The 23,521-nt window shown below is 48.3% G+C and carries 31 protein-coding genes and 1 other annotated feature; of the genes, 29 read left to right on the top strand and 2 right to left on the bottom strand.

Annotated features, from left to right (window positions below; genetic code table 11):
• Positions 1-38: 38 nt before the first annotated feature.
• The 6 genes from HP398_RS27775 to HP398_RS27750 all read left to right on the top strand — a co-directional run bounded on the left by HP398_RS27775 (position 39) and on the right by HP398_RS27750 (position 3,086).
• Positions 39-350, top strand: coding sequence for a YbaB/EbfC family nucleoid-associated protein (locus HP398_RS27775; protein WP_026042919.1), 312 nt, complete (start codon positions 39-41; stop codon positions 348-350).
• 28 nt (positions 351-378) lie between these two features.
• Positions 379-975 (top strand): recombination mediator RecR, encoded by a 597-nt coding sequence (recR, locus tag HP398_RS27770; RefSeq protein ID WP_017246916.1) that lies wholly within the window; start codon positions 379-381, stop codon positions 973-975.
• A 75-nt stretch (positions 976-1,050) separates the two neighbouring features.
• Complete coding sequence (locus HP398_RS27765; RefSeq protein ID WP_106836613.1) at positions 1,051-1,524, top strand: SRPBCC family protein; 474 nt, start codon at positions 1,051-1,053, stop codon at positions 1,522-1,524.
• Positions 1,525-1,583: 59 nt separating this feature from the next.
• Positions 1,584-2,561: a CPBP family intramembrane glutamic endopeptidase gene (locus HP398_RS27760; protein WP_017246918.1), complete on the top strand. Its 978-nt coding sequence runs from the start codon at positions 1,584-1,586 to the stop codon at positions 2,559-2,561.
• Positions 2,562-2,576: 15 nt separating this feature from the next.
• Positions 2,577-2,807, top strand: coding sequence for a DUF2508 family protein (locus HP398_RS27755; RefSeq protein ID WP_012683849.1), 231 nt, complete (start codon positions 2,577-2,579; stop codon positions 2,805-2,807).
• A 12-nt stretch (positions 2,808-2,819) separates the two neighbouring features.
• The gene (locus HP398_RS27750) at positions 2,820-3,086 is read left to right on the top strand and encodes a pro-sigmaK processing inhibitor BofA family protein (RefSeq protein WP_007719887.1); all 267 of its coding nucleotides are present in this window, start codon (positions 2,820-2,822) and stop codon (positions 3,084-3,086) included.
• Positions 3,087-3,102: 16 nt separating this feature from the next.
• Here the strand turns inward: HP398_RS27750 and HP398_RS27745 are convergent, their stop codons facing one another.
• Positions 3,103-3,630: a hypothetical protein gene (locus HP398_RS27745; protein ID WP_173624232.1), complete on the bottom strand. Its 528-nt coding sequence runs from the start codon at positions 3,628-3,630 to the stop codon at positions 3,103-3,105.
• Between the two features lie 209 nt (positions 3,631-3,839).
• Here HP398_RS27745 and HP398_RS27740 point away from each other — a divergent pair, with 209 nt between their 5' ends.
• The 13 genes from HP398_RS27740 to HP398_RS27680 all read left to right on the top strand — a co-directional run bounded on the left by HP398_RS27740 (position 3,840) and on the right by HP398_RS27680 (position 13,323).
• Positions 3,840-4,829, top strand: a complete 990-nt coding sequence (locus tag HP398_RS27740; RefSeq protein WP_173624231.1) for a hypothetical protein — start codon at positions 3,840-3,842, stop codon at positions 4,827-4,829.
• Positions 4,830-4,889: 60 nt separating this feature from the next.
• Positions 4,890-5,072: a sigma factor G inhibitor Gin gene (locus tag HP398_RS27735; RefSeq protein ID WP_007719893.1), complete on the top strand. Its 183-nt coding sequence runs from the start codon at positions 4,890-4,892 to the stop codon at positions 5,070-5,072.
• A 104-nt stretch (positions 5,073-5,176) separates the two neighbouring features.
• Entirely contained in the window at positions 5,177-6,649 is a 1,473-nt protein-coding gene (locus HP398_RS27730) for an aminotransferase class I/II-fold pyridoxal phosphate-dependent enzyme (RefSeq protein ID WP_173624230.1), read from the top strand.
• Positions 6,650-6,688: 39 nt separating this feature from the next.
• Entirely contained in the window at positions 6,689-7,330 is a 642-nt protein-coding gene (gene tmk / locus HP398_RS27725) for a dTMP kinase (RefSeq protein WP_017246923.1), read from the top strand.
• 133 nt (positions 7,331-7,463) lie between these two features.
• Positions 7,464-7,793 (top strand): cyclic-di-AMP receptor, encoded by a 330-nt coding sequence (locus HP398_RS27720; protein ID WP_007719896.1) that lies wholly within the window; start codon positions 7,464-7,466, stop codon positions 7,791-7,793.
• Positions 7,794-7,883: 90 nt separating this feature from the next.
• Positions 7,884-8,330, top strand: coding sequence for a YaaR family protein (locus tag HP398_RS27715; RefSeq protein WP_007719898.1), 447 nt, complete (start codon positions 7,884-7,886; stop codon positions 8,328-8,330).
• A gap of 16 nt (positions 8,331-8,346) precedes the next feature.
• Complete coding sequence (gene holB / locus HP398_RS27710; RefSeq protein ID WP_069852552.1) at positions 8,347-9,327, top strand: DNA polymerase III subunit delta'; 981 nt, start codon at positions 8,347-8,349, stop codon at positions 9,325-9,327.
• A 3-nt stretch (positions 9,328-9,330) separates the two neighbouring features.
• A complete protein-coding gene (locus tag HP398_RS27705) occupies positions 9,331-10,146 on the top strand; it encodes a PSP1 domain-containing protein (protein ID WP_017246925.1) in 816 nt (271 codons plus the stop codon).
• A 28-nt stretch (positions 10,147-10,174) separates the two neighbouring features.
• Positions 10,175-10,546: a DNA replication initiation control protein YabA gene (yabA, locus tag HP398_RS27700; protein WP_017246926.1), complete on the top strand. Its 372-nt coding sequence runs from the start codon at positions 10,175-10,177 to the stop codon at positions 10,544-10,546.
• Positions 10,547-10,654: 108 nt separating this feature from the next.
• A complete protein-coding gene (locus HP398_RS27695) occupies positions 10,655-11,422 on the top strand; it encodes a tRNA1(Val) (adenine(37)-N6)-methyltransferase (RefSeq protein ID WP_173624229.1) in 768 nt (255 codons plus the stop codon).
• Entirely contained in the window at positions 11,397-11,672 is a 276-nt protein-coding gene (locus HP398_RS27690; protein WP_017246928.1) for a GIY-YIG nuclease family protein, read from the top strand. Before HP398_RS27695 ends, HP398_RS27690 begins: the two co-directional genes overlap by 26 nt.
• The gene (gene rsmI / locus HP398_RS27685) at positions 11,669-12,541 is read left to right on the top strand and encodes a 16S rRNA (cytidine(1402)-2'-O)-methyltransferase (protein WP_173624228.1); all 873 of its coding nucleotides are present in this window, start codon (positions 11,669-11,671) and stop codon (positions 12,539-12,541) included. Before HP398_RS27690 ends, rsmI begins: the two co-directional genes overlap by 4 nt.
• A gap of 131 nt (positions 12,542-12,672) precedes the next feature.
• Positions 12,673-13,323, top strand: coding sequence for a class I SAM-dependent methyltransferase (locus HP398_RS27680; protein ID WP_017246931.1), 651 nt, complete (start codon positions 12,673-12,675; stop codon positions 13,321-13,323).
• A 60-nt stretch (positions 13,324-13,383) separates the two neighbouring features.
• On the opposite strand, the gene HP398_RS27675 is transcribed toward HP398_RS27680, so the two are convergent.
• The gene (locus HP398_RS27675) at positions 13,384-13,632 is read right to left on the bottom strand and encodes an AbrB/MazE/SpoVT family DNA-binding domain-containing protein (RefSeq protein WP_007719913.1); all 249 of its coding nucleotides are present in this window, start codon (positions 13,630-13,632) and stop codon (positions 13,384-13,386) included.
• A 445-nt stretch (positions 13,633-14,077) separates the two neighbouring features.
• Positions 14,078-14,332 (top strand) — a binding site (T-box leader).
• A gap of 58 nt (positions 14,333-14,390) precedes the next feature.
• On the opposite strand from HP398_RS27675, the gene metG reads away from it, so the two are divergent.
• From metG to HP398_RS27625, 10 genes are all read left to right on the top strand, one after another.
• On the top strand, positions 14,391-16,418 hold the full coding sequence (metG, locus tag HP398_RS27670; RefSeq protein WP_017246932.1) for a methionine--tRNA ligase: 2,028 nt from the start codon (positions 14,391-14,393) through the stop codon (positions 16,416-16,418).
• Between the two features lie 27 nt (positions 16,419-16,445).
• Positions 16,446-17,216 carry a TatD family hydrolase gene (locus HP398_RS27665; protein WP_017246933.1) on the top strand — a complete coding sequence of 257 codons (771 nt, stop codon included), beginning with the start codon at positions 16,446-16,448 and terminating at the stop codon, positions 17,214-17,216.
• A gap of 359 nt (positions 17,217-17,575) precedes the next feature.
• Entirely contained in the window at positions 17,576-18,673 is a 1,098-nt protein-coding gene (locus HP398_RS27660) for a resuscitation-promoting factor (protein WP_069852563.1), read from the top strand.
• A gap of 170 nt (positions 18,674-18,843) precedes the next feature.
• Entirely contained in the window at positions 18,844-19,392 is a 549-nt protein-coding gene (gene rnmV / locus HP398_RS27655) for a ribonuclease M5 (RefSeq protein ID WP_017246935.1), read from the top strand.
• Positions 19,393-19,395: 3 nt separating this feature from the next.
• On the top strand, positions 19,396-20,289 hold the full coding sequence (gene rsmA / locus HP398_RS27650; protein WP_017246936.1) for a 16S rRNA (adenine(1518)-N(6)/adenine(1519)-N(6))-dimethyltransferase RsmA: 894 nt from the start codon (positions 19,396-19,398) through the stop codon (positions 20,287-20,289).
• A gap of 216 nt (positions 20,290-20,505) precedes the next feature.
• Positions 20,506-20,778: a biofilm formation stimulator Veg gene (gene veg, locus HP398_RS27645; RefSeq protein ID WP_005830485.1), complete on the top strand. Its 273-nt coding sequence runs from the start codon at positions 20,506-20,508 to the stop codon at positions 20,776-20,778.
• Between the two features lie 117 nt (positions 20,779-20,895).
• Complete coding sequence (locus HP398_RS27640; RefSeq protein WP_017246937.1) at positions 20,896-21,075, top strand: small, acid-soluble spore protein, alpha/beta type; 180 nt, start codon at positions 20,896-20,898, stop codon at positions 21,073-21,075.
• Between the two features lie 215 nt (positions 21,076-21,290).
• Positions 21,291-22,169: a 4-(cytidine 5'-diphospho)-2-C-methyl-D-erythritol kinase gene (gene ispE, locus HP398_RS27635; RefSeq protein ID WP_173624250.1), complete on the top strand. Its 879-nt coding sequence runs from the start codon at positions 21,291-21,293 to the stop codon at positions 22,167-22,169.
• A gap of 55 nt (positions 22,170-22,224) precedes the next feature.
• Positions 22,225-23,058 carry a pur operon repressor gene (gene purR / locus HP398_RS27630; protein ID WP_007719934.1) on the top strand — a complete coding sequence of 278 codons (834 nt, stop codon included), beginning with the start codon at positions 22,225-22,227 and terminating at the stop codon, positions 23,056-23,058.
• Between the two features lie 6 nt (positions 23,059-23,064).
• Positions 23,065-23,445, top strand: a complete 381-nt coding sequence (locus tag HP398_RS27625) for a RidA family protein (protein ID WP_017246939.1) — start codon at positions 23,065-23,067, stop codon at positions 23,443-23,445.
• Positions 23,446-23,521 lie beyond the last annotated feature (76 nt).

Here is a 23,521-nt window from a genome sequence, read left to right as displayed (position 1 = left end):
ACTCATAACCATTTAGGGAGGATACCTCAATGAAAAACATGCAGCAAATGCAACAAATGATGAAGCAAGTGAAAAAAATGCAGGAAGATATGCAAAAAGCGCAAGAAGGCTTGAAAGAGAGAATCGTGGAAGGCTCTGCTGGTGGCGGTGCTATCACTGTGAAAATCGATGGACATAAGCAAATTAAAGACATCGTGATCAAGCCAGAAGTAGTAGACCCTGAAGATGTAGAAATGCTGCAAGACCTGGTGCTCACTGCTGTGAACGATGCACTGCGCAAAGCAGATGAAATGGTAGGTAAGGAAATGGGTAAATTTACCGGAGGCATGAACATCCCAGGCCTGTTCTAAAAATTGGGCAGGAAAAGAGGAGTAGGCGATGTTTTATCCAGAACCGGTCTCAAAGCTCATTGATGGTTTTATGAAATTGCCCGGCATTGGTCCAAAAACGGCTGGGCGGCTTGCCTTTTTTGTGCTCAATATGAAAGAGGACGACGTGCTTGATCTGGCAAAAGCATTGGTTAATGCCAAGCGTCAGCTTCATTACTGCTCGGTCTGCAACAATATTACCGATCTCGATCCATGCCATATTTGTCGGGACAAACGTCGTGACGGCTCAGTCATCTGTGTGGTGCAAGAGCCGCGAGACGTCGTAGCGATGGAGAAGACGAGAGAGTTTGAAGGGTATTATCACGTTTTGCACGGGGCGATTTCTCCTATGGATGGGATCGGTCCGGAGGATATTCGCATTCCCGACCTGTTGAAGCGCCTCGGTGACGAGCAGGTGAAGGAAGTCATTTTGGCGACCAATCCGAATATCGAAGGGGAAGCGACAGCGATGTACATTTCCCGGCTGATTAAACCTTTTGGCATTCGCGTGACGCGTATCGCGCACGGCTTGCCAGTCGGTGGAGATTTGGAGTACGCCGATGAAGTCACGCTGACCAAAGCATTGGAAGGCAGACGCGACCTGTAAGGAAATTGAAAAAGTCGAAACGAAAAGAAGACGGGGGCTGCCTGTCTTTTTTTCGTTTCGAGAGGAGGATGCAGTATGCCGGTTATTCGTATGGAGTTTTTGATAGATGCTCCGCGACAGGACTGCTTCGATGCTGCCAGAAGCATTGATTTGCATATGGAATCGACCGCCAGCACAAAGGAGAAAGCGATTGGGGGAGTAACGAGCGGACTGATAAACCTGGGGGAGACGGTTACCTGGGAAGCCATTCACTTCGGTATCAAGCAGAATTTGACGGTGAAAATCACAGAGATGGAGGAACCGCGCTATTTCGTGGATGAGATGGTTTCTGGCGCATTCAAACGGTTTCATCACACGCATGAGTTCATTCCGATAACGGAGAATCAGACGAGGATGATCGATATTTTTGACTACACATCTCCGCTGGGTATTTTGGGGAAGCTCGCGGATTGGTTGTTCTTGGAGGCGTATATGACGCGGTTTTTGCGGACGCGCAATGAATATCTCAAGCAAGTAGCAGAAGCACAGATAAAAGCTTTGCAATCCTGATAGAAATGCCGGACTTTTTTGAATGGACGAGACATACAGTGAAATAGGAGCGTGAGGAGATGCTGACAGGACCAGGACTGTCGCTTGCGAGTGGGATACGGCGACAAAAGTCCACTCCATGGGCGATCATGCTGTTTATTGGGTATTGGCTCATGTTTGCTGCGGAGCTATCCATGATACGTTTTCACAAGGGGGAAGACGGAAAGTGGGTCGCTACCACCATCGGGCAACCGGAGGTATGGCTAGGATTACTTGCATTTGCAGTGACGGTATTTAGCTTCATTGCGACCGTTGGTTTTATTGTGAGCTTGCTCCGAGAAAGACGGCAGAAGACGTCATGGCTATGGCAATATGACGAACTCACAGGGAATGATGTACTTCATATTGTTGCTTGGCTGCATGTGTTTCAAACAGGCGTACTACTGTTGTATGGGTTTTTACTGGAAGGTACCTTCTTTTCCACCGGTACGATCGGAGGGATATTGGAATCAGCTATTTTTCAACTGTTCCTGTTGATTTTGATTCCGTTGTGGTTTTGTGGAAGACTGGGGGAAATCGGCGTTCGCCGACCTGTACGACTAGGCCGGATGCTGTTGATGCTCGCTGCTCTGTTTCTTTTGATTGCACTGGTGCTGGATGCGGTGGTGACTAACCCGATTGCGGACTGGTTTGGACTGTCTCTGTCATCAGAGCGAGAGCAGCTGATCGAAAAAGAGATTGTGCAGGCGAAAGAAACGGATATTTTGGCGGCGCTCACCTCACTTCTGGTCATTGGCATATTGGTTCCGATTGCGGAAGAGATTTTGTTTCGCGGCGTGATTCAGACTTATCTGGTTCGGAGAATCGGGCCCATTATGGGTATCTTCCTGAGCAGTTTCTGGTTTGGGCTTCTTCATATGGATATCGCTCTGTTCGCTCCGCTTTTTGTCATTGGACTTCTACTCGGATTCGTTCGACATCGGTACCAATCAATTTGGGGAGCTGTTTTGTTGCATGCAGTGAACAACATGACAGGAGTACTTTACTACTTTCACTGAGGGGGAAGCTTGCAGGTGAGTAGGTGGAGAAAAAAAGCGCGGTTCGTGGTGGAATGGAATGAAGCGAGCTTGGATGTGGCAGTCAATCAGGCGCGAATGGACTGGCAGCATGCTCGCCATCTTGTGGAGATCAGTGAACCGGATGGCGGTTTGGATGATGTCATTTATTATTTGCATGTGACCGAAAAGCGGTATATGTATTTGCTCGCGCAAGCAAAGCGCGAGAGGAATCGCCAACAGGCATAGGAGGAAAAGCCGATGACTACAGGGTGGGTTATAGCACTGATTGTAGTTGGGATTTTGCTGGTGATTGCCGCCAGCAAATCTGTCACGGGCCCAATCAGGTGGATTGGATTTGGGATCATGCAAGTCGTAATTGGCGCACTATTGCTGTTTTTCACCAATCTGGTTGGAGAGTTGGCTAACTTCCACATCCCGATCAACCCGGTGACGGCTCTGCTCGTCGGACTTCTCCGCTTGCCTGGATTGGCGGCGTTGATTGTCATCAAGCTATGGGTTATGTAAAGGTGTATCGATTCGCTTATCCATCGGTAAGCAAAAAAGCAACGCCGCGATCCTCGTATTTCACCCGGCTACGACTTGGCTGACGAAAGGAAGCCAGGAGGGCGAGGAGGCGTGGCAGCGCAACGATCAACGTTCCGGTGATCAAGGTGAGCGCGTATCCTTTCGAAAGCCACACATAAGCCCCGGCTGCTATCGCCATGCTTCCCACGATTACCGTGAGCTCACTGCCCCGATAGACAGATAGCGGGATGGGAAGTGGATAGCCTGCACCCCACCACGGAGAGACGAGCATATCGGCAGTTGTCTTTGGCTTATGGCCGCGTAGAAGGGCATACAGTCGAAATAAAACCAAATGACAGATCGGTATTACAGGTAGAATCGCTAACGTCACAATCAGCGTATAAGCGGGTACTTGTAGTATGAAAGAGTGCGAAATAAGGGACAAGCCTAGTAACAACAGTTGAAAAAGGTAGCCGACGAATCGCCAGCGAAAACGATGGAGCAGCTTGTAGCTATAGATCGTATGGGCGGCGGTTTCCTTCATGAGAAGTCACTTCCTTTTACAGCGGTCTGGATGAATGAAAGTCTGCGTTTCCATTATCGCACAGTCGCAAATCTTGAGAAAGCTCATACAAGGAATGAAACAAGCCGTTTGTCTAGCATGACTGGACTGACGGCTTTTTGTTATGGGTAGGATAAAAGGAACGATATGGAAACTGATTCGGTAGGGTGTGATGAGGAGGGAAGGAAAGCGTGAGGCTATGGGTCATTTCAGAGGAGGTCGTAAACAGATTCGGCAATGAGCTCGGAGCATGTGGGATTGAGCTGTCTGTTTACCAAACAGATTCCTCAGATGAAGTCGCTGATGGGTTTTTACTGACAAAAGAGACTGATGGCAAGCTTTTGCAGGAAAGGACGCAACAGCTGGGAACGGGGCCATGGCTCACACTTGTCTACGGAAGCGACGTGCCATACGACTGGGCGAATACTTTACATGCCCAATACGAGCACACCGGGGAGCATGAGGTCATTCGCATGGCGTTATTTACTCACGAGCGTGCTTTGCTTGGAGGGGAACCCAATGGGAGATGGATGCGGTTTCTCTGTAAACACCTCGCTCGCTACTCACTGGTATCGATGGTATGCGGGATGCGTGAGGTGGATGAAGTGCTTCGGCAATTACCGCGCTATTTGGCGTGGAAGGAGCAGTTCTACATCGAACTTGGTGCCAGTTGCGATGAGAAAGGAATTTCTCTGCTACAAGTTAGTCGCGCGCTCGGTATGGACAAACGAATCGGTCAGGGCTGGCTCTATCCTTCCCGTCAAGACTCTTCCTTCATCGTTCGATGGCTTGAAAAAGAGTGCAGGCTCGTTCTACAAAAAGTGAATATACAGCGGATCGTACTTTGGGGAGAGGACTGGCTATGGGAGCATATGTCTTCTGACTGGTTGGCTGAAAAAGACGTTGCGGTGTACACCGGAGAGGACAAGCCAATTCCGAACAAAAGGATGATGGGTTGGACGCTATACGATTCGTGGCAGGATGCTGTAAAGGATGCGGATTTGCTCGTGATCGGAAATGCCGCGGGAACGACCATTGCAGAGCTGCCGTTACCCGAGCTGGTTGACGCGATGAGGCAGTCCTACGTCATTGATGCGGCAGCTTGCTTCCCTGTGCAGGAAGCCCAGTCCTACTTCCAAGCCTACCGAGCTATCGGCGAAAACACGAACGTTTGGGAATGATGCTGATTATAATAGGGTATAATGGTTGATATATTGAGGAAAAGGGCAGGCGTTTTCACTATGGAAAAAGTTGCTCAGCGATGTATCGTCTGTGAACAGGAGCAGAATGACGGAATCGCCATTTGTGAGCAGTTTATCTGTCAACGGTGCGAACAGGAAATGGTCAATACCGATGTACAGGATGAAAAGTATCCATTTTTTATTCATCAGATGAGACGCATTTGGTTGCGAAAAGATGCGTGAAGAAAGAAGGCATCGGTGCATTCCGGTGTCTTTTTTTTGCTGGCCTCATGCGTGTCCAAATCATGCTAAAATAGGGGAATAAAAATAAAGGACGTGAGTCGCGCGTGTTGGAGAGAGATGTTGAATTTCGGGAGCGACAAAAGCGTGCGCCCCTTTATGAACAGCTTGAACGGCACGCCAAGCATCGGCCGCATCCGTTTCATGTGCCAGGACATAAAATGGGCCACAGCTTTGACAACCATGCCAAAAATCGCTTTCAAGACATATTGGAGCTGGATGTAACGGAAATTAGCGGGACAGATGACCTGCATCAGCCACAAGGTGTCATTGCAGAAGCGCAGGATTTGGCGGCGCAAGCCTTCCATGCGGAACAGACCAAGTTTTTGATCGGGGGAAGTACAGTAGGAAATATCGCTCTCATCATGACGGTATGCAGACCGGGCGACAAGATTCTCGTACAACGCAATTGCCATAAGTCTGTATTCAACGGCATTATGATGGCAAGAGCAACCCCGATCTTTTTAGTACCTGCTGTCGATCTGGCAACAGGAGTCGCTGCGGGTGTAAGGCGCGAAGATGTAGAGCGTGCGTTGCTTACACACCCCGATGCCAAGGCAGTGTTTTTGACGAATCCTACCTACTATGGAATGGGTATTGATTTGGCGAAAATGGCGGCTACGGTTCATCGGTTTGATGTACCGCTTTTGATAGACGAAGCTCACGGTGCCCACTACGGGTTTCATCCTGCCTTTCCGCGTTCTGCTATGCAAGAAGGTGCGGATGCTTCGGTCCAATCGACACACAAAATGGGAACAGCGATGACGATGTCCTCGATGTTGCATATTCAGGGGGAGCGGATTGATCGTGAACGGTTGTTCCGTCATCTCGCTATGCTTCAGTCTTCCAGCCCGTCGTATGTGCTGATGGCTTCACTCGATTTAGCCAGACGTCATATGGCGCTTGCGGCGACCGAAGAGTGGAACAGGTTGTTGCCACTTTTGGACAAGTTTCGAGAGCGACTCGATCGACTGGACTGGCTGGATTGGCCGCGGTTGTCCACGAATAGCGTATACGCTACGCTTGACCCGTTGAAGCTATTTTTCCATTTGCGAACGGCCCAATTCAGTGGATTTGAGTTGCAGAAGTGGATGGAAAAGCACGGGATTTTCTCGGAGCTGGCGGATGACTCTCATGTACTCCTTGCAGCCTCGACAGGGACATCCTCCCGTGACTTGGACGCTTTGTGGAGACTTTTTGAAACGATGGCGCCACAAGTAGAACCAGGGGAGGAACGCGTTCTTTTGACGGGAGTTGTGTCTTCCCATTATTTGCGCGAGCAGGCATTGCCGATGCATGAAGCCGTTGACTGCCCAAGGGAGTCGATTCTTTTGGGGCAGGCTCTGGGACGCATTGTGGCAGAGATGGTGATTCCATATCCGCCAGGGATTCCAGTGTTGGTGCCAGGCGAGCGGATCGATGAAGAAAGTCTGATCATGCTGAAGGAATTGGCGAGAGGACAAACGCGATTCCATGGCGTACAGGACGACCAGCTACAAACGATACAGGTTTTACGATAATCTAAGCAACTGGCCTGCTACAACAGGGGTGGAAGGAGTATGGAAGTGGCAACAGGAAAGAAAGGCCGATTTATTACGATAGAAGGCGGAGAAGGGGCCGGAAAATCCACCGTCATCGCCAAGCTGTACGAAGAGCTGAAGGCGCGGGGAGTCGATGTACTTTTGACTCGTGAGCCCGGTGGAATTGATATCGCCGAAAAAATCCGGGAAATTATTTTGAATCCGGCCCACACACAGATGGATGAAAGAACCGAGGCTCTCTTGTATGCGGCAGCCCGTGGCCAGCATTTAGCGGAAAAGGTGTTACCTGCTTTGGCAGAGGGCAAGCTGGTACTGTGCGACCGTTTTATCGACAGTAGTCTTGCCTATCAAGGACATGCGCGGGGATTGGGCATTGATGCTGTCTACCAGATTAACCGATTTGCTGTTGGTGATTGCATGCCGGAATTGACCTTGTTCTTTGATGTACAGCCTGAAATCGGATTGGCGCGGATTAATGCCTCCCGTGGACGCGAAGTGAATCGTCTCGATCTGGAAGGGATGCGTTTCCATGAGCTTGTTCGGGAAGGGTATCAGCTGGTTATGGAACGCGACCCAGAACGTTTTGTCGTGATTGATGCCGAGCAGCCGATGGAACATGTATATCAATCTGCCCTACAGGCACTGCTGGACAGATTATAAGGTTCCCTGTACCGCAGGATGATGTACATGCTGTATAATATGTTTAAGCGAAATAACGTACCAAGCCTACGTGTTTTTCATACAATGAAGAAGTCAAATTGGGAATGGATCATGGGAGAAAGGGTGATAGCCGATGAAAATGGTAGTTGCGGTCGTCCAAGATAAAGACAGTGGTCGTCTGTCTCAACAATTGGTGAAAAAAGGTTTTCGTGCTACGAAGCTGGCTAGTACGGGTAGCTTTTTACGCGCCGGTAACACAACTTTTTTGATCGGTACGTCTGACGAAAGCGTGCCGGAAGTAATCGACATCATTGCGCATAATTGCAAATCCCGCAAACAAATGGTCACTCCCGTCTCTCCACTCAGTAATGCTGTAGACTCGTTCATGCCATATCCGCTGGAAGTACAGGTGGGTGGTGCGGCAGTATTCGTATTGGATGTCGGAGAGTTCCACTCATTTTAGTGGTTCCTTCTCTCTTTTTTTGCAACTTTCGTATATACTTGATCTCACGGGGATAAACCCTGTATTGGATCGGGCGACGGAGGTGGCGATATGAAAATCAGTGATGGGTTACGGCCTAAACTGGACTTGATTAAAACGACGGATTCACGTAAGAATCCTCAACTGGAAAAGCTGAATTTTGGCACGATGATTCAAGGAGAAGACGAACGTATGTCTCAGGAGAAGCTTACCCGGCTACTGACAGACATAGACAGGCAGGGACAGATTCTTGCTCGTTCCCGCGCCGTTCGTGACTTCTATGCTTATAAAAATCTCGTCAAGCAGTTCATGGAAGAGGCTGTGAAGTTTGGCATTGCCTTGGACGATAGACGAGGAATGAATCGGCGTGGCCGTAGCAGGCTGTACAAAATCGTCAAAGAGGTGGATGCAGAGCTGCTCAAACTGACAGATGAGCTCTTGAGCGAGCAGGCACCAACGATTGATTTGTTAGCCAGGATTGGCGAAATCCGCGGCATGTTGATCAATTTGTATTTTTAGTGGGTGTGAAACCATCATGACATGGACCCGATTTTCTCAGCAGCCACGAGCACAGGAACTGCTGTATCATAGTTTGCGCAACGAACGACTGGCACACGCCTACTTGCTGGCGGGTCCCAAAGGTTCAGGTAAAAAGCAGATGGCCCTGCATCTGGCGAAGTCCCTTTTTTGTTCGGAAAGGGAGGCAGACGCCTGCGGGGCCTGTGTTACATGCAGGCGCATAGAGGGTGGCAATCACCCGGATGTGTTGTTTATTACGCCTGATGGGGCTTCGATTAAAATCGACCAGATCCGTTCATTGCAAAAAGAAATGGCGATGCGCGCTGTCGAGTCGTCACGCAAGGTATATATCATCGAGCACGTCGATAAAATGACGACACAGGCTGCCAACAGTCTGCTCAAGTTTCTGGAGGAACCGCCCGCCGGTGTACTGGCACTGCTTTTGACAGAGCACAGCCATGCGATTCTTCCTACGATTTTATCTCGATGCCAAATCGTTCAATTTTCACCACTTTCTGCAGAATTGATTGCGGAAAAGTTGCGTGCAGAGGGCGTTTTAGCGGGAATGGCGCAGGTTGCTTCCCACATTACGACAAATGTGGAAGAAGCCATGACACTCAGCCAATCAGAATCGTTTGCACAGCTAAGAAATCTAGTGATACAATTGGTGCAGGAGTGTAAACAGCGCAATTCATCTGCACTCTTAACGATCCATGATATGTTGCAAAAGAGCGACAAAAGTAAAGAGGAACTACCCCTCTTTTTAGATTTGCTCATCCTTTGGCTGCGCGATATCCTGTATTTGCAAGTAGGCAGGCATGCCCATCTCATTAACAGCGACCAACAGGATGTGCTGCAAGGACAAGCACTGGTATGGACAAAAGCTGAGCTCTTGCGTGGGATAGATTTGGTCATGGAGACGAAAAATCGGATAGAGCGAAATGCCAACGCACAGTTGGCTCTTGAGCGGTTGGTTCTTCAATTCCAGGAGGGATAACCCTTGTACGAGGTTGTTGGGGTCCGCTTTAAAAAAGCGGGCAAAATATATTACTTCGACCCTGACCGACTGCCGATTGAGCAAGACTGCACCGTCATCGTTGAAACGGCGCGAGGGGTCGAGTTTGGTAAGGTCGTCATTGGCAAAAAAGAAGTAGCTGAGTCTGATGTCGTATTACCGCTGAAAAAGGTCATTCGGATGGCAGACGAGCGAGATGCAAAACAGGTGGATGAAAACAAGCAAGCCGCCAAGAATGCTTTTGCTGTATGTCAGACGAAGATCAAAGAGCACAAGCTCGATATGAAGCTGGTCGATGTGGAATACACGTTTGACCGCAACAAGATTATCTTTTATTTTACCGCTGACGGCAGGGTTGATTTCCGTGAGCTGGTAAAAGACCTCGCTTCCGTATTCCGTACCCGAATTGAGCTTCGCCAGATCGGTGTGCGTGACGAAGCCAAAATGCTTGGCGGGATCGGGCCTTGTGGCAGGTTGCTTTGCTGTTCGACGTTCCTCGGCGATTTCGAGCCTGTCTCGATCAAAATGGCCAAGGACCAAAATCTTTCGTTGAATCCAGCCAAAATCTCTGGTCTATGCGGCCGGTTGATGTGCTGTTTAAAATACGAGAACGACAACTATGAAAGCTCGAAGGATGAGATGCCGGACATTGGCAAAATGGTCACCACCCCGATGGGAAATGGACGAGTCGTTTCCGTAAACGTACTTGATCAATCTGTCCAAGTAGAGCTTTCAATCGACAAGCGTGTCACCGAATTTGGATTGGATGAGATTGCGATAGGTCTCCCCACCTTTGAATAAAGCGTGGGGGTAGGGGAGAGGTGAGCTAGTGGACAAACGGGAAATCTTCGTCAAGATGGCGAGCATTGAAGAACGTATTGGTGACCTTTATAAAGAAATTGGTGAACTGAAAGACGTCATCGTTGTTTTGATGGAGGAAAACGCCCAATTACTCGTTGAAAACCAGCACCTTCGCAACCGACTAGACAGGAAAAAGACCGGCGCCCAAGCAAAACAAAAGGGAACAAGCCCTGTCGCGAAGGAAAAAGCCAAAAAGGCAGTGGTCGGAGAAGGATATGACAACCTCGCCCGTTTGTACGCGGAAGGATTTCATATTTGCAATGTGCATTTCGGCAGCCTGCGAAAAGAAGGGGATTGCCTGTTCTGTCTCTCATTCCTGAGCGGCGGCCCTCAAAAATAAGCGGTGAGTAACCAGCACCACATGAAAAAGCGACCTGGGCCACGTGTCAGGTCGCTTTTTTCCGGATAGGAATAATAAGACAAGAACAAAAGGGAGTACGAGCCGTAGATGGAACCTGTCACCAACGTGCCGCTTTACGAAGCAGAGCGCATCGATGATTTATTGACACATGAAATGAAAATAATCCAGAGCCACGAAGTGTTTTGCTTTTCGATGGACGCGGTTCTTTTAGCGCGATTCGCATCGGTGCCAAAGCGCGGAAAAGTATTGGATATGTGCACGGGCAATGGGGCGATACCACTCATTATGACCACGCGTACGCCAGAAGCCAGTTTTGATGGAATCGAAATTCAAGAGCGTTTGTTCAGCATGGCAAGCCGCAATGTGACGTTGAATGGTTTGAACGAACGAATTACGATGCATCATGGCGATGTAAAGGATGCGGTGTCGTTGTTCGGGCACGGGAACTTCGATTTGATCACGTGCAATCCGCCGTATATGCCTGCGACGAGCGGGGAGAAAAACATCAGCGAGCACTTTGCGATCGCCCGGCATGAGATTATGCTGTCCTTGGAGGATGTCATTCGCGTGGGGAGTCAGTTGCTAAAAAACGGCGGAAAGCTGGCGCTCGTGCATCGATCCACACGTTTGATCGACATCATTTCGCTTATGCGCCAATACGGCATCGAGCCGAAACGGATGCGTCTGGTTTACCCGCGCAAGGAAGCAGAGCCGAATATGGTTCTGATCGAGGGAATAAGGGGTGGAAAGCCGGAGCTGAGAATTCAGCCGCCGCTGATTGTGTATGAAAATGGAGAGCAATACTGTGAAGAACTACAGGAAATCTATTATGGCAGACGAGATTCCCTCGAGTAAGAGTCACTATGTCTACATCCTGTCTTGTGCGGATGGGACACTCTACACTGGATATACGACAGAGCTGATCCGCCGCTTGACTGCTCATAATGAAGGAAAAGGTGCCAAGTATACGAGAGGCCGCGGGCCAGTGAAGCTGCTCTATTGGGAAGAAGGAGCAGACCGTTCCTGGGGTCTCAAGCGTGAAGAGAGCATCAAACGATTAACGCGCAAGAAAAAAGAAGAATTGATTGGAGGGGCTTCCGAATGAATGTGCAACGCAGTTTTGCGTCAGAAGAAGCAGGAGTCCTTTATTTGGTGGCTACACCTATCGGCAATCTCGATGATATCACGGTGCGGTGTCTAAATACGTTGCGTGAAGTCGATGTCATCGCGTGTGAAGATACGCGCCAGACAAGAAAGCTGCTGAATCATTTTCAAATCGAAAAACGTACGGTCAGCTATCACGAGCATAATAAGGAAGCAAGTGGAAATGGGCTGTTGCAGTGGCTTGCCGAGGGCAAGAAGATTGCCTTGGTAAGCGACGCTGGCTTGCCGGCTATTTCCGACCCGGGTGCGGAGCTGGTACGAGATGCGACCGCAGCGGGATTTCCTGTTATCCCCGTTCCAGGTGCCAATGCGGCGTTGACAGCTTTGATTGCTTCCGGTCTTCCTACTGATCGCTTCGTATTTTGCGGATTTATAGGCCGGGCAAACAAAGAAAGACGTGAAGAGCTGGAACGATTGAAGCGATATCCAGAAACGCTCATTTTTTATGAAGCTCCCCATCGAGTGGAAAAGACGCTTGCTGCCATGCGGGAGGCGTGGGGGAATCGGAGAGCTGTCCTGGCAAGAGAACTGACAAAGCGCTACGAGGAATTTGTGCGTGGGACGTTGGACGAGCTGCTGGAATGGCTCAGAAGCGGCGAGGTGCGCGGTGAGTTTTGTGTCATTGTCGAAGGGAACACCGGACCACTGGAAGCGGAAGTCGATGATACATGGTGGCAATCGCTGAGTATCGTGGAGCACGTGGATCATTACTGCGCACAAGGCATGGGGAAAAAGGAAGCCATCAAGCAAGCAGCCGATGATCGAAACGTATCCAAACGAGATGTTTACAACGAATATCATCGTGAATAGAAGGCAATGAGTGAGCAAAGCTGGCCGATACGGTCGGCTTTTTTTCTTTTCGTCATGTCGACGGTGTACGTGAATACGATGGTAATGGGCGTTGACGGTGTTTTCGGAAGGGAAGGAAGGGGGAATCAGCAGTGAGTATACGTGATTCTCGTTTTATTGTGAATACAGATGAAAAAGACGATCACTTCATTTTTACACTGCCGGTTACATGGAACAGTAGACCGTACGAATATGCCTGGGCCAAGCAATTTGCCAATCCGAATGATGTTGTGCTTGATTCGGCATGCGGGATATGCCATCCATTCAAATTTTATTTGGCTGATCAATGTCGAGAAGTACACGCTTGTGATCTCGATAATCGGATTCTGTCTAAGGAAGCGATCTATCAAGATATTGTGGACGTAATTGGAAAAAGAGTAGCAGACAGCTTGCCTGCGCATTATTTTGACGGTATTCATTATTGTCGAGCCAATTTGACCAACTTGCCGTACTCGAATCAAAAGTTTGATACGGTTTTTTGTATTTCTGTTCTTGAGCATCTCGAAGACCCGATTATGGTGCAAGCGTTGCGCGAATTGCACAGAGTGTTAAAAGACGATGGGCAGCTTGTACTCACTTTTGATTACCCGCTGATCAATTTAGTGCGACTGCAGCAAGTTTTGTCGGAGGTTGGGCTACAGTTTTCTAACGATGTATCCTTTGAAATGCCGGCTGATGTGGTCTATTCTGATTTGTATGCGCCTAGGCTGTTCTTCTTCCGAGCGCTGTTGAAGAAAAAATAGCAAACAAAAAGCCTTTGTGAGGCTCGTCCCACAAAGGCATGTTTATGTAATCAAATGATATTAGCGTTTAACAGGCATTTCTGTCAGGCAATCTTGGCACACGATTTTACCTTTAAAGTGAGATACTTTGTCAGCGTTTCCACAGAAGATACATGCAGGCTCATACTTTTTCAGGATGATGCGCTCTCCGTCAACGTAGATTTCCAAAGCATCTTTCTCAGCGATACCCAGAGTGCGGCGCAATTCGATTGGAATAACAACACGACCCAATTCATCTACTTTGCGAACGATACCGGTTGATTTCATCATAGTTAAAATCTCCTCCCAAAAACTGTATATGTCGATGCTATTGTTATACACTCATCATTTATCGTCAATATTCGACATTTTCTGTTGGGATAATCATACCAGCCATTCCCAAAGGTGTCAACATGATTTTGACAATTCCTTGAAAAGAAAAATGTTTTTTCAAAACGAAAATGCCGTTAAATCAGTGTTTCTCAAAGAATTGGAAGCGATATGGAAATTTTTTATGGATAAAATTTACTGGGATTATTGGGTGTCGAATAAGTCGATGAATGTCGAAACACATCAAGGCAATTCGACAAAAACTCCAAGTTTTCTCTTTTCTTCTTGTAATTTGTAAAGTTGGTATGAAGCAAGCGATAAAATTCCTTAGGAAAATGGGCTTGCCGAGGATGTTTACAAAACAGGTTGGTCGTGTACAATAGAGGATAAATGCAGCAAATGATACCAAACGACCATGATGGGAAGAGTAAGCCGATCCTCCTTATTTCAGAGAGCCGGGGTAGCTGAAAACCGGTATAAGTGAGCAAGCTGAACATGGACCCTGAGTCTTGCAGATGAACAGTGACGGCATTGACCGTACCTAGTAGTCTGTGACGTATGCCCACGTTACGGGTAGAGTCATGTTTTGACTCACCAAGTCTGTTCTCCGTGAGGGGACGGAGTGTTTGGGTGGTACCGCGAGATAGAGCTCGCCCCAATTTTTTTGGGGTGGGCTTTTCCTTATTTTAATAAACGTAAACAGGAGGGGAATAGTTGCAATGAAACCTACTTATTACATCACAACACCGATCTACTATCCGAGTAACAAACTCCACATCGGTAACGCCTACACCACAATCGCGTGTGATGCTATGGCTCGTTATAAGCGTTTGCGCGGCTATGATGTGTATTACCTGACAGGGACAGATGAGCATGGTCAAAAGCTCCAAGAGCGTGCTGCCGAGGATGGCAAACAACCGCTTGAATTCATCGACCCGATTGTCGATTGGGTAAAGGACCTGTGGCAAAAGCTCGACATCTCTTATGACGATTTCATCCGTACCACAGAGCCTCGTCATAAAGAGGTTGTACAAAAAGTGTTCCAGCGCCTGCTCGACCAAGGTGATATTTATTTGGGCGAGTATGAGGGCTTCTACTGTGTACCTTGCGAGGCTTTCTGGACAGAAACCCAAGCGAAAACGGACAACGGGTATGCTTGCCCAGACTGTGGTCGCGAAGTGAAAAAAGTGAAGGAGAAAAACTACTTCTTCCGCATGTCCAAGTATCAGGACAGACTGCTTGCGCACATCGAAGCAAACCCTGAATTTATTCAGCCGGAGAGCCGCCGCAACGAAATGATCAACAACTTCCTGAAGCCAGGTCTCCAGGATTTGTCTGTATCCCGTAGTACATTTGACTGGGGAATCAAGGTGCCAAGCGATCCAGAGCACGTCATTTACGTATGGATCGATGCATTGACGAACTATATCTCTGCTCTCGGCTATTTGTCCGAGGATGACAGCAAATATCGTAACTTCTGGCCTGCCAATGTTCATATGGTTGGAAAAGACATTTTGCGCTTCCATACGATCTACTGGCCAATCCTGTTGATGGCACTGGATATCCCATTGCCAAAACAAATTTTTGGTCATGGCTGGCTTCTGATGCCAGATGGAAAAATGTCAAAATCCAAGGGCAATGTCATTGATCCGAAGGTTTTGATCGACCGTTACGGTTCTGACGGCGTTCGCTACTTCCTGCTTCGTGAAATCAACTTCGGTCAGGATGGCATCTTCACGCCAGAATCGTTCGTACAGCGCCTGAACTACGACTTGGCTAATGACATCGGAAACCTGCTGAGCCGTACCGCTACGATGATTGAGAAATATTTCGATGGTATCGTTCCAGCGCCACAGGATGCAGGAGAGCCGGATGACAGCTTGATCGGCCTCGCGATGAAAACGAAAGCGCTGGTGGAAGAGCACATAGAAGAAATGCGCTTCTCCAATGCACTGGCTCACATCTGGGAACTGGTGGGACGTACAAACAAATACATCGACGAGACCATGCCTTGGAATTTGGCAAAAACCGAAGAAACCAAAGGTCGTCTGGCAACCGTTATGTACAATTTGGTGGAAAGCATCCGCATTAGCTCCGTGCTGATCCAACCGTTCATGACCAAAGCACCAGCGAAAATTTGGGACCAACTGGGTATTTTGGGCAATGAAGAAGCAACAAGCTGGGAATCTGCAAGTGTATGGGGTGGATTGCCTGCTGGAAGCACCGTTAGCCGCAAGGAACTGCTCTTCCCTCGTCTGGATGTTCAAGCAGAACTGGCTTTCATCGACGATTCGACAGCAGAGGCACGTCGCCAAGCAGAGGAAAACAAGAAAAAGCAAGCAGCTTTGAAAGGGGAAGCACCTGTGAGTGAGACAAACACTAACCAAACAGAAGCAGCAACGGACAAACCAGCTGATGCAAAAGAAGAAATTAGCATCGACGATTTTGGAAAAGTAGAGCTGCGCGTCGCACAGGTAGTGGAATGTGCCAAGCATCCAAATGCTGACAAACTGTTGGTTCTGCAATTGGATCTTGGCTACGAGAAGCGCCAGGTTGTTTCTGGTATCGCGAAATACTACTCCCCAGAAGATATGGTCGGCAAAAAAGTGATCCTCGTAGCTAACCTGAAGCCAGTGAAGCTTCGCGGCGAGCTATCTCAAGGGATGATCTTGGCAGCATCGGCAGGAGATCAGTTGACACTTGCGACTGTTGACCCAAGTATGCCAAATGGAGCAATCGTGAAGTAACGAGGGCAAGGAAAGGAAGGACCCATCTTGTTATTTGAAACCCATGCTCATCTAAATGCGAAGGAATTCGATGAAGATCGTGCAGAGGTCATTGCTCGTGCGCAAGAAAATGGCGTCAGTACAATTGTGAACATCGGATTCAACGCTGAAACAATTCCAACTTGCATGGATTTGGCTCATGCGTATGACTTTATTTACGCCGTCATCGGTTGGCATCCACAAGACGCCAAGGACATGACAGACGAACACCTAGAATGGATCGAGGAGCTCAGTCGTGATCCGAAAGTAGTGGGATTGGGTGAAATGGGCTTGGACTACTACTGGGATACGTCGCCACGTGATGTGCAGGCAGAGGTGTTTCGCAAGCAGATTCGTCTGGCTCGCAAGCTCGACATGCCGATCATCATCCACAATCGCGATGCGCACCAAGACGTTTTAACGATCCTGAAGGAAGAGAAGGCAGCAGATGTTGGCGGCATCATGCACTGCTTCTCTGGCAGCTGGGAAACAGCGAAGCAGGCACTCGATATGAATTTTTATATTTCGTTCGGTGGTCCGCTTACATTCAAAAATGCCAAGCAGCCAAAAGAAGTAGCAGCGAAGGTACCGCTAGACAAGCTGTTGATAGAGACAGATTGCCCGTATCTCACTCCGCATCCTTTCCGCGGGAAGCGAAATGAGAGTGGATATGTGCGCTACGTCTGTGAGGAAATGGCGAACATTCATGGTTTGTCTTACGAGGAAATGGCACAAATTACCGCAGACAACGCCAGACGTCTTTTTCGCATGAATGGTTAATAAAAACGGGAAATCACGATTGATTACGTGATTTCCCGTTTTTTTTGTGTTATGTAACCGGGTTCTACTCTATTTTGTCGACGCATACGATGAACAATGTGTCGAACGATTATTGTCCATCCGACATGGCTTCTCGACAGGTTTCTGCTACCATTCGCCATGCCTATTTTGCTAGTCTGGTACCATTATCGCTTCAGCCAAAAGGGAGGGTAAATTTGACAAAGCCGGGAAAGTGAAATACAATCAAAGCCGACCTTGTGAAGTACCGGCCACTTCCAGAATATTAGTGCAATTACATCGACCCTTACCTGGCTAGACAAGAAGAGCCTTGCGCTTTTCTAGGAAAAGGAGTGTGGGAAATGGAGTTACGCGCGATATGGGAAAGGTATAAGAATCGTGGGCTAGTCATGTTTGGCTGCCTTGCTCTTGTGCTCGTTCCCATGATTGGCTATTTCTCTGCCCAGGCTACTCAGCCAAAACAGGTCACTTTTTCGTTGGACGGAGAAAGCAAGACGGTCGCTACAAAAGCCAAGACCGTTGAGCAGTTCTTAACCGAGCGAAACATTACGGTAACGGAAAAGGATTCCCTTCAACCGACCCCCGAGACGAAGCTAAAAGACGGAGCACTCATTACTTTATATACAACCTGGTCCATACCAATCCAGGTTGACGGGCAGAAAAAAACGATAGAGACACTTAGTCGTGATGTTGCTGGTGCGTTGAAGGACGGCGGCATCGTGCTAGGTGAGAAGGACCGGGTAGAACCGGTATTGACCGCTACACTTACCAAGGACTCCTCGATCAGCGTAAAGCGGGTTGTTGAGAAAATGGTAAAAGTCGATGAGCGAGTCACCTTTCAAGAAATACGCAAAAATGATCCAGCGCTGGAAAAAGGTAAGACCCGCGTATTACAGAGCGGGCAAGAAGGTAAGGCAATTGCACACTATAAGCTAGTCATGGAAGATGGAAAAGAAGTCTCCCGTGATCTGGTCAAAAAAGATGTACTTGTACCGAAGAAAGATAATGTCGTAGCCGTGGGTACCGCAGTCCCAACGTTGCAGAAAAAGGGTCAACCAGATCGGGTCCTGGTTGCTTCAGCAGCGGGTCCGGTATCACGTGGTGGAAAAGTGTTTAGGCCGAAAAAAGTACTGAACGGGGTTACCCTGACTGCTTATACTCCTTCGGGAGGTGGCAAACACCCAAGCTCTCCGGGATATGGACGCACATCGACAGGGGTAAAAGCCAAGACAGGTCACACAATCGCTGTAGATCCTAAAGTCATTCCGTATGGATGGTGGGTGTACATTGAAGGTGTTGGGTATCGTCGAGCTGAAGATACGGGTGGTGCCATGAAAGGTGGCAAAATCGACGTATTCGTAGGCACGGAATCCGAGGCGAGGAAATTCGGTCGCAAGCGAAACAAAACTGTATATATCATTGGACCACAGAAGCCTTAGGACAGGAGCGATTGCTCCTGTTCTTCTGTTTCCTACATGGTTATTGTGATAAGCTGTTTGTTAGTTAGACGATCTTTTTTACCAAATGTTACATGTATTTTTGGCTTTGGGTACGGTTTTTTTTGGAACACTAGTATCGTACCGACTTTGTACGAAAGTGGGAGCACATGATGAAGATCAAGGAAGTCATCGTGGTGGAAGGACGAGACGATACCGCAGCAATCAAGCGTGCGGTTAATGCCGATACGATTGAAACTGGTGGTTCTGCCATTCATAAAAGAACGATTGAAAAAATCAGGCTGGCGCAACAAAAACGCGGTGTTATTATTTTTACAGACCCTGATTATCAAGGGGAGCGCATCCGAAAAATTATTAGCAAGTCGGTTCCAGGCTGCAAGCACGCATTTATTACCCAGGAGGACGGGACCAAAAAGGGCGACATCGGCGTTGAGAACGCGTCACCTGACGTGATTATTCGTGCGCTTTCAGAGGTGCGTACCGAAATGGCGGAAACGGCTGGAGAGATTACCTCAGACGATCTGTTGGCAAATGGCCTTACGTCCGGAGTAGATGCTAAAGATCGCAGAATTAAGCTGGGAGAAGCATTGGGGATCGGATACGCCAACGCCAAGCAAATGCTGCAGCGGCTCAATGCCTTCCAAATCAGTCGAGCAGAATTCGAAGCGGCCATTACGGCTATCAACAAAGAGAGGGAGTAAGCCATGACCCAAATAGCGGGCAAGGATATTGCGACACCTACGCGTACAAAAGAAATATTGGAGAAGTACGGCTTTTCTTTTAAGAAGAGTCTGGGCCAGAACTTCCTGATAGACACCAACATTTTACATAACATTGTTTCAGAGGCAGACCTTACCAAGGAAAAGGGAGCGATTGAAATTGGGCCCGGTATCGGTGCGCTGACGGAGCAATTGGGACGAGCAGCCAAAAAAGTAATGGCGATCGAAATTGACCAGCGTCTTTTGCCTATTTTGCAGGACACGCTGTCACCCTATGAAAATATTGAAGTCGTTCATGGGGACGTACTGGAGCTGGATCTGAAGAAGTTAATAGAAGAAAAGATGACAGGAGTGGAAAAGCTGAGCGTAGTGGCGAATCTGCCTTACTATGTGACGACCCCCATCCTGATGAAGCTGTTGGAAGAGAGATTGCCCCTCGAAAACATCGTGGTCATGATTCAAAAGGAAGTGGCAGAGAGAATTGCAGCCAAACCAGGAACGAAAGACTATGGCTCTCTTTCAGTCGCAGCTCAATTCTATGCAGAAACAGAAGTAGCGATGATTGTGCCTGCAAGTGTGTTCATTCCGCGTCCGAATGTCGACTCGGCAGTGATTCGCTTAAAGGTAAGGGATCGTCCTCCAGTGGAAGTAGACGACCAGGATGTGTTTTTCCGGGTGGTACGCAGCTCGTTTGCGCAGCGCCGTAAGACGTTGTTGAACAACCTAATGAACGGACTGTTTCCTAAAACCCAAAAGGATGAAGTAATACAGATGCTCACTGACATCGGGATCAATCCGACTCGACGTGGTGAAACACTCAGTTTGGACGAATTTGCCCGCCTAGCGAACGAAGGTATGCGCCGCGGACTGATTACATAAATCGTGTAGACGACCCCCTTGTTTTTGGGCGAGATCACCCAAGAATGGGGGTTTTTGTGTATTTATGCCCTTTATGCATATCTTTTGACAAATATCTACGTTTTTTATGAAAAAAACCCCGTTGACAAAATATCTACAGGGTTGCTATAATTTTTTATTTCTTTGACAAAATATAAGTGAGCTGTTATAATAGATGTAAGCGAGGTGGATGGAACAATGGCAAGAAACGCGTTACTTGACATTAAACGCAGTTTAGACGGACACATCGGTGAGCGCATCCTGCTGAAGGCTAATGGCGGTCGCCGCAAAACCGTTGAACGTAGTGGCATCCTCGAAGAAACTTACCCATCTGTGTTTGTGGTAAAGCTGGATGACGACCAACTCTTTGAGCGGGTATCTTACAGCTATGCTGACATCTTGACGGAAACAGTAGAATTGACGGTGTGCCGCGAAAACGAGCACATCCGCATCACATTTGTACAACAGTAGAGCCCTTTTGGGTTCTACTGTTTTGTTTTTTATATCGAAAAGCTCTGAACATTTGGTTGAGGCAATAAAAAGAGCAGCATAGAGCACACTAAGCCTGTCAACGAGAAGGAGGGTGCTATGGGTCGCAGACGAGGACTGATGTCAGAGCAGTTTAAGATGGAACTGGCCAAAGAGCTTGGGTTTTACGATACAGTAAAAGCCGAGGGTTGGGGAGGCATCACGACACGGGATGCGGGTAACATGGTCAAGCGTGCTGTTCAGCTTGCTGAGGAAGCATTAGCCGCTAAGCGATTGTAGCATTTAGTTTGATCGTACGGACGTTTCTCACCATATAAACACTCGTTGACAAGGCCGGGGCAACCCGGTTTTTTTTCTGTAAAGAGAGCTGAATTTTCGAAATACCCATAATGATCTCGATCCTATTCTTTTTAATTGATCAAGTGGCATGGGAGAGTTTGCCTATGCTACAATAAGAGACTAGGAAATTTAGAAAGTAGGCAGAGGTGAATTACGTGCGTATCTCGGTCAAAGCTCCGGCCAAAATTAATTTGACTCTCGACGTGCTTGCCAAACGGCCGGACGGTTATCACGAAGTGGAAATGGTGATGACAACCGTAGACTTGGCAGATCGTGTGGACATGACTCTACGCGAAGATGGTGAGATTACGCTGGACTGTTCTGCCAGCTTCGTACCGGATGATATCCGTAACCACGCATATAAAGCGGCAACGCTCATGAAAGAAAAATTTCAAGTACGCCAGGGCGTACACTTGTATATCGACAAACAAATTCCGGTTGCGGCTGGACTGGCAGGTGGCAGTAGTGATGCAGCAGCAACACTACGCGGCTTGAACCATTTGTGGAATCTCGGGTTGACCAGAGATGAGCTGGCCAAAATCGGAGCAGAAATTGGCTCTGATGTGCCATTTTGCGTTTATGGAGGAACAGCGTTGGCGACAGGGCGTGGCGAACAGATTGCGCATCTGGGAGCGCCTGCACCGTGCTGGGTCATTCTAGCCAAGCCGCCTATCGGAGTATCTACCCCGGATGTATACGGAAACCTGCGTGTGGCCCAGATCGATAATCATCCCGATACCCAACAAATGCTGCAAGCCATCGCGACTCAAGACTTTTCACTCATGTGCCAATCTCTTGGGAATGTGTTGGAGAACGTCACGCTATCGCTCCATCCACAAGTAAGACAGATCAAGGATCTCATGGTCGCTTCGGGGGCAGATGGTGTCCTGATGTCTGGCAGTGGTCCTACTGTGTTTGCTCTTGTGCAAAAGGAAGCGAAAGTACATCGGATCTACAACGCGTTGCGAGGTTTTGTCAAAGATGTGTTTGTTGTCCGAATGTTAGGCGCTCAAGATGGGGAAATACTTGCATAAACCCGTATGGAAATGATACATTATCAGCATAATATTCGGTTTTGGAGGAAGAGCCATGAAGAAATTGCGCAGAAGTGCACGTCTGGTTGATATGACGCAGCACTTGCTCGCCCATCCCCATACGCTGACTCCTCTCACTCTGTTCGCGGAACAATACGGCGCAGCGAAATCATCCATCAGTGAAGACTTGTCTATCATCAAAGAGGCTTTTGAAGTCCAAGGGGTAGGCTTGTTGAAAACGGTGGCGGGAGCGGCAGGCGGAGTGAAGTATATTCCACAGGTCAAAACGGAAGAGGCCCTTCACTTCATGCGCGAACTGATCGGTCAACTCGCTAATCCAGAGAGACTTTTGCCAGGTGGATACTTGTACATGTCCGACATTCTCGGGAATCCACAAACGATGGCGAAGATCGGAAAGCTCTTTGCAACCGCTTATGCGGATAAAAATGTGGATGTCGTTATGACGGTGGAAACAAAGGGGATTCCACTTGCGTATGCGACGGCTATGTTTTTGAATGTGCCTGTTGTGATTGTGCGCCGTGACAACAAGGTGACTGAAGGTTCAGTAGTGAGCATTAACTATGTATCGGGTTCCAGTAAACGAATTCAAACCATGTCACTCGCTCGCCGCGGTTTGGCCGAGCAGTCTCGCGTCCTCATTGTGGATGACTTTATGAAAGCTGGCGGGACATTGCGGGGCATGATTGATCTGTTGCAGGAATTCCGTGCAACCGTAGTAGGGTGCGGCGTACTGGTAGAAACAACAGCGGATGTTTCTGAGCGTTTGGTAGATGAATATGTATCGCTTGCAAAACTGCAGGATGTAGACTTCAAGGGCAAGCAAATTGAAATAGAGCTAGGCAGTTTTTTTGAAAATAGAGGGGAGTAGATAGGTATGGCAATCTCTTTTGTTTCAACTGACAAGGCTCCTGCCGCTATTGGTCCTTACAGCCAAGCTGCGAAGGTAGGTCCATTTCTTTTTGCATCGGGTCAAATTCCGCTGCGTGCTGACGGCACTTTGGTAGAAGGTGACGTCGTGGAGCAAACCCATCAGGTTTTTTCCAACATTCAAGCAGTACTAGCAGAAGCCGGTGGCAACCTGACGAACGTAGTGAAGGCGACTGTATTCATCAAAGACATGAATGATTTTGGCCAACTGAATGAAGTGTACGGCCACTATTTCGGCGATCACAAGCCAGCTCGTTCCACTGTGGAAGTGGCACGTCTGCCACGCGACGTAAAAGTCGAGATCGAAATTGTAGCTTATATCGAATAGAAAAAATTGGAAAATAGCCTGATGCCACGCGCGTTAGGCTTTTTTTTTTGTGTGATTGTAGAAAATTTCCAAAAAA

Origin of the sequence: Brevibacillus sp. HB1.4B (genome assembly GCF_013284285.1) — a bacterium.
Classification (GTDB): domain Bacteria; phylum Bacillota; class Bacilli; order Brevibacillales; family Brevibacillaceae; genus Brevibacillus; species Brevibacillus porteri.
The sequence above is the reverse complement of the archived record's forward strand: the minus strand, read 5'-3'. Positions and strand labels throughout refer to the sequence as shown.

Coding starts and splice junctions, on each gene's coding strand:
- HP398_RS27775 (WP_026042919.1), top strand. CDS start 39: ATGCAGCAAATGCAACAAATGATGAAGCAAGTGAAAAAAATGCAGGAA.
- recR (WP_017246916.1), top strand. CDS start 379: ATGTTTTATCCAGAACCGGTCTCAAAGCTCATTGATGGTTTTATGAAA.
- HP398_RS27765 (WP_106836613.1), top strand. CDS start 1,051: ATGCCGGTTATTCGTATGGAGTTTTTGATAGATGCTCCGCGACAGGAC.
- HP398_RS27760 (WP_017246918.1), top strand. CDS start 1,584: ATGCTGACAGGACCAGGACTGTCGCTTGCGAGTGGGATACGGCGACAA.
- HP398_RS27750 (WP_007719887.1), top strand. CDS start 2,820: ATGACTACAGGGTGGGTTATAGCACTGATTGTAGTTGGGATTTTGCTG.
- HP398_RS27745 (WP_173624232.1), bottom strand. CDS start 3,630: ATGAAGGAAACCGCCGCCCATACGATCTATAGCTACAAGCTGCTCCAT.
- HP398_RS27735 (WP_007719893.1), top strand. CDS start 4,890: ATGGAAAAAGTTGCTCAGCGATGTATCGTCTGTGAACAGGAGCAGAAT.
- tmk (WP_017246923.1), top strand. CDS start 6,689: ATGGAAGTGGCAACAGGAAAGAAAGGCCGATTTATTACGATAGAAGGC.
- HP398_RS27720 (WP_007719896.1), top strand. CDS start 7,464: ATGAAAATGGTAGTTGCGGTCGTCCAAGATAAAGACAGTGGTCGTCTG.
- HP398_RS27715 (WP_007719898.1), top strand. CDS start 7,884: ATGAAAATCAGTGATGGGTTACGGCCTAAACTGGACTTGATTAAAACG.
- holB (WP_069852552.1), top strand. CDS start 8,347: ATGACATGGACCCGATTTTCTCAGCAGCCACGAGCACAGGAACTGCTG.
- HP398_RS27695 (WP_173624229.1), top strand. CDS start 10,655: ATGGAACCTGTCACCAACGTGCCGCTTTACGAAGCAGAGCGCATCGAT.
- HP398_RS27690 (WP_017246928.1), top strand. CDS start 11,397: ATGGCAGACGAGATTCCCTCGAGTAAGAGTCACTATGTCTACATCCTG.
- rsmI (WP_173624228.1), top strand. CDS start 11,669: ATGAATGTGCAACGCAGTTTTGCGTCAGAAGAAGCAGGAGTCCTTTAT.
- HP398_RS27675 (WP_007719913.1), bottom strand. CDS start 13,632: ATGATGAAATCAACCGGTATCGTTCGCAAAGTAGATGAATTGGGTCGT.
- metG (WP_017246932.1), top strand. CDS start 14,391: ATGAAACCTACTTATTACATCACAACACCGATCTACTATCCGAGTAAC.
- HP398_RS27660 (WP_069852563.1), top strand. CDS start 17,576: ATGGAGTTACGCGCGATATGGGAAAGGTATAAGAATCGTGGGCTAGTC.
- rnmV (WP_017246935.1), top strand. CDS start 18,844: ATGAAGATCAAGGAAGTCATCGTGGTGGAAGGACGAGACGATACCGCA.
- rsmA (WP_017246936.1), top strand. CDS start 19,396: ATGACCCAAATAGCGGGCAAGGATATTGCGACACCTACGCGTACAAAA.
- veg (WP_005830485.1), top strand. CDS start 20,506: ATGGCAAGAAACGCGTTACTTGACATTAAACGCAGTTTAGACGGACAC.
- HP398_RS27640 (WP_017246937.1), top strand. CDS start 20,896: ATGGGTCGCAGACGAGGACTGATGTCAGAGCAGTTTAAGATGGAACTG.
- purR (WP_007719934.1), top strand. CDS start 22,225: ATGAAGAAATTGCGCAGAAGTGCACGTCTGGTTGATATGACGCAGCAC.
- HP398_RS27625 (WP_017246939.1), top strand. CDS start 23,065: ATGGCAATCTCTTTTGTTTCAACTGACAAGGCTCCTGCCGCTATTGGT.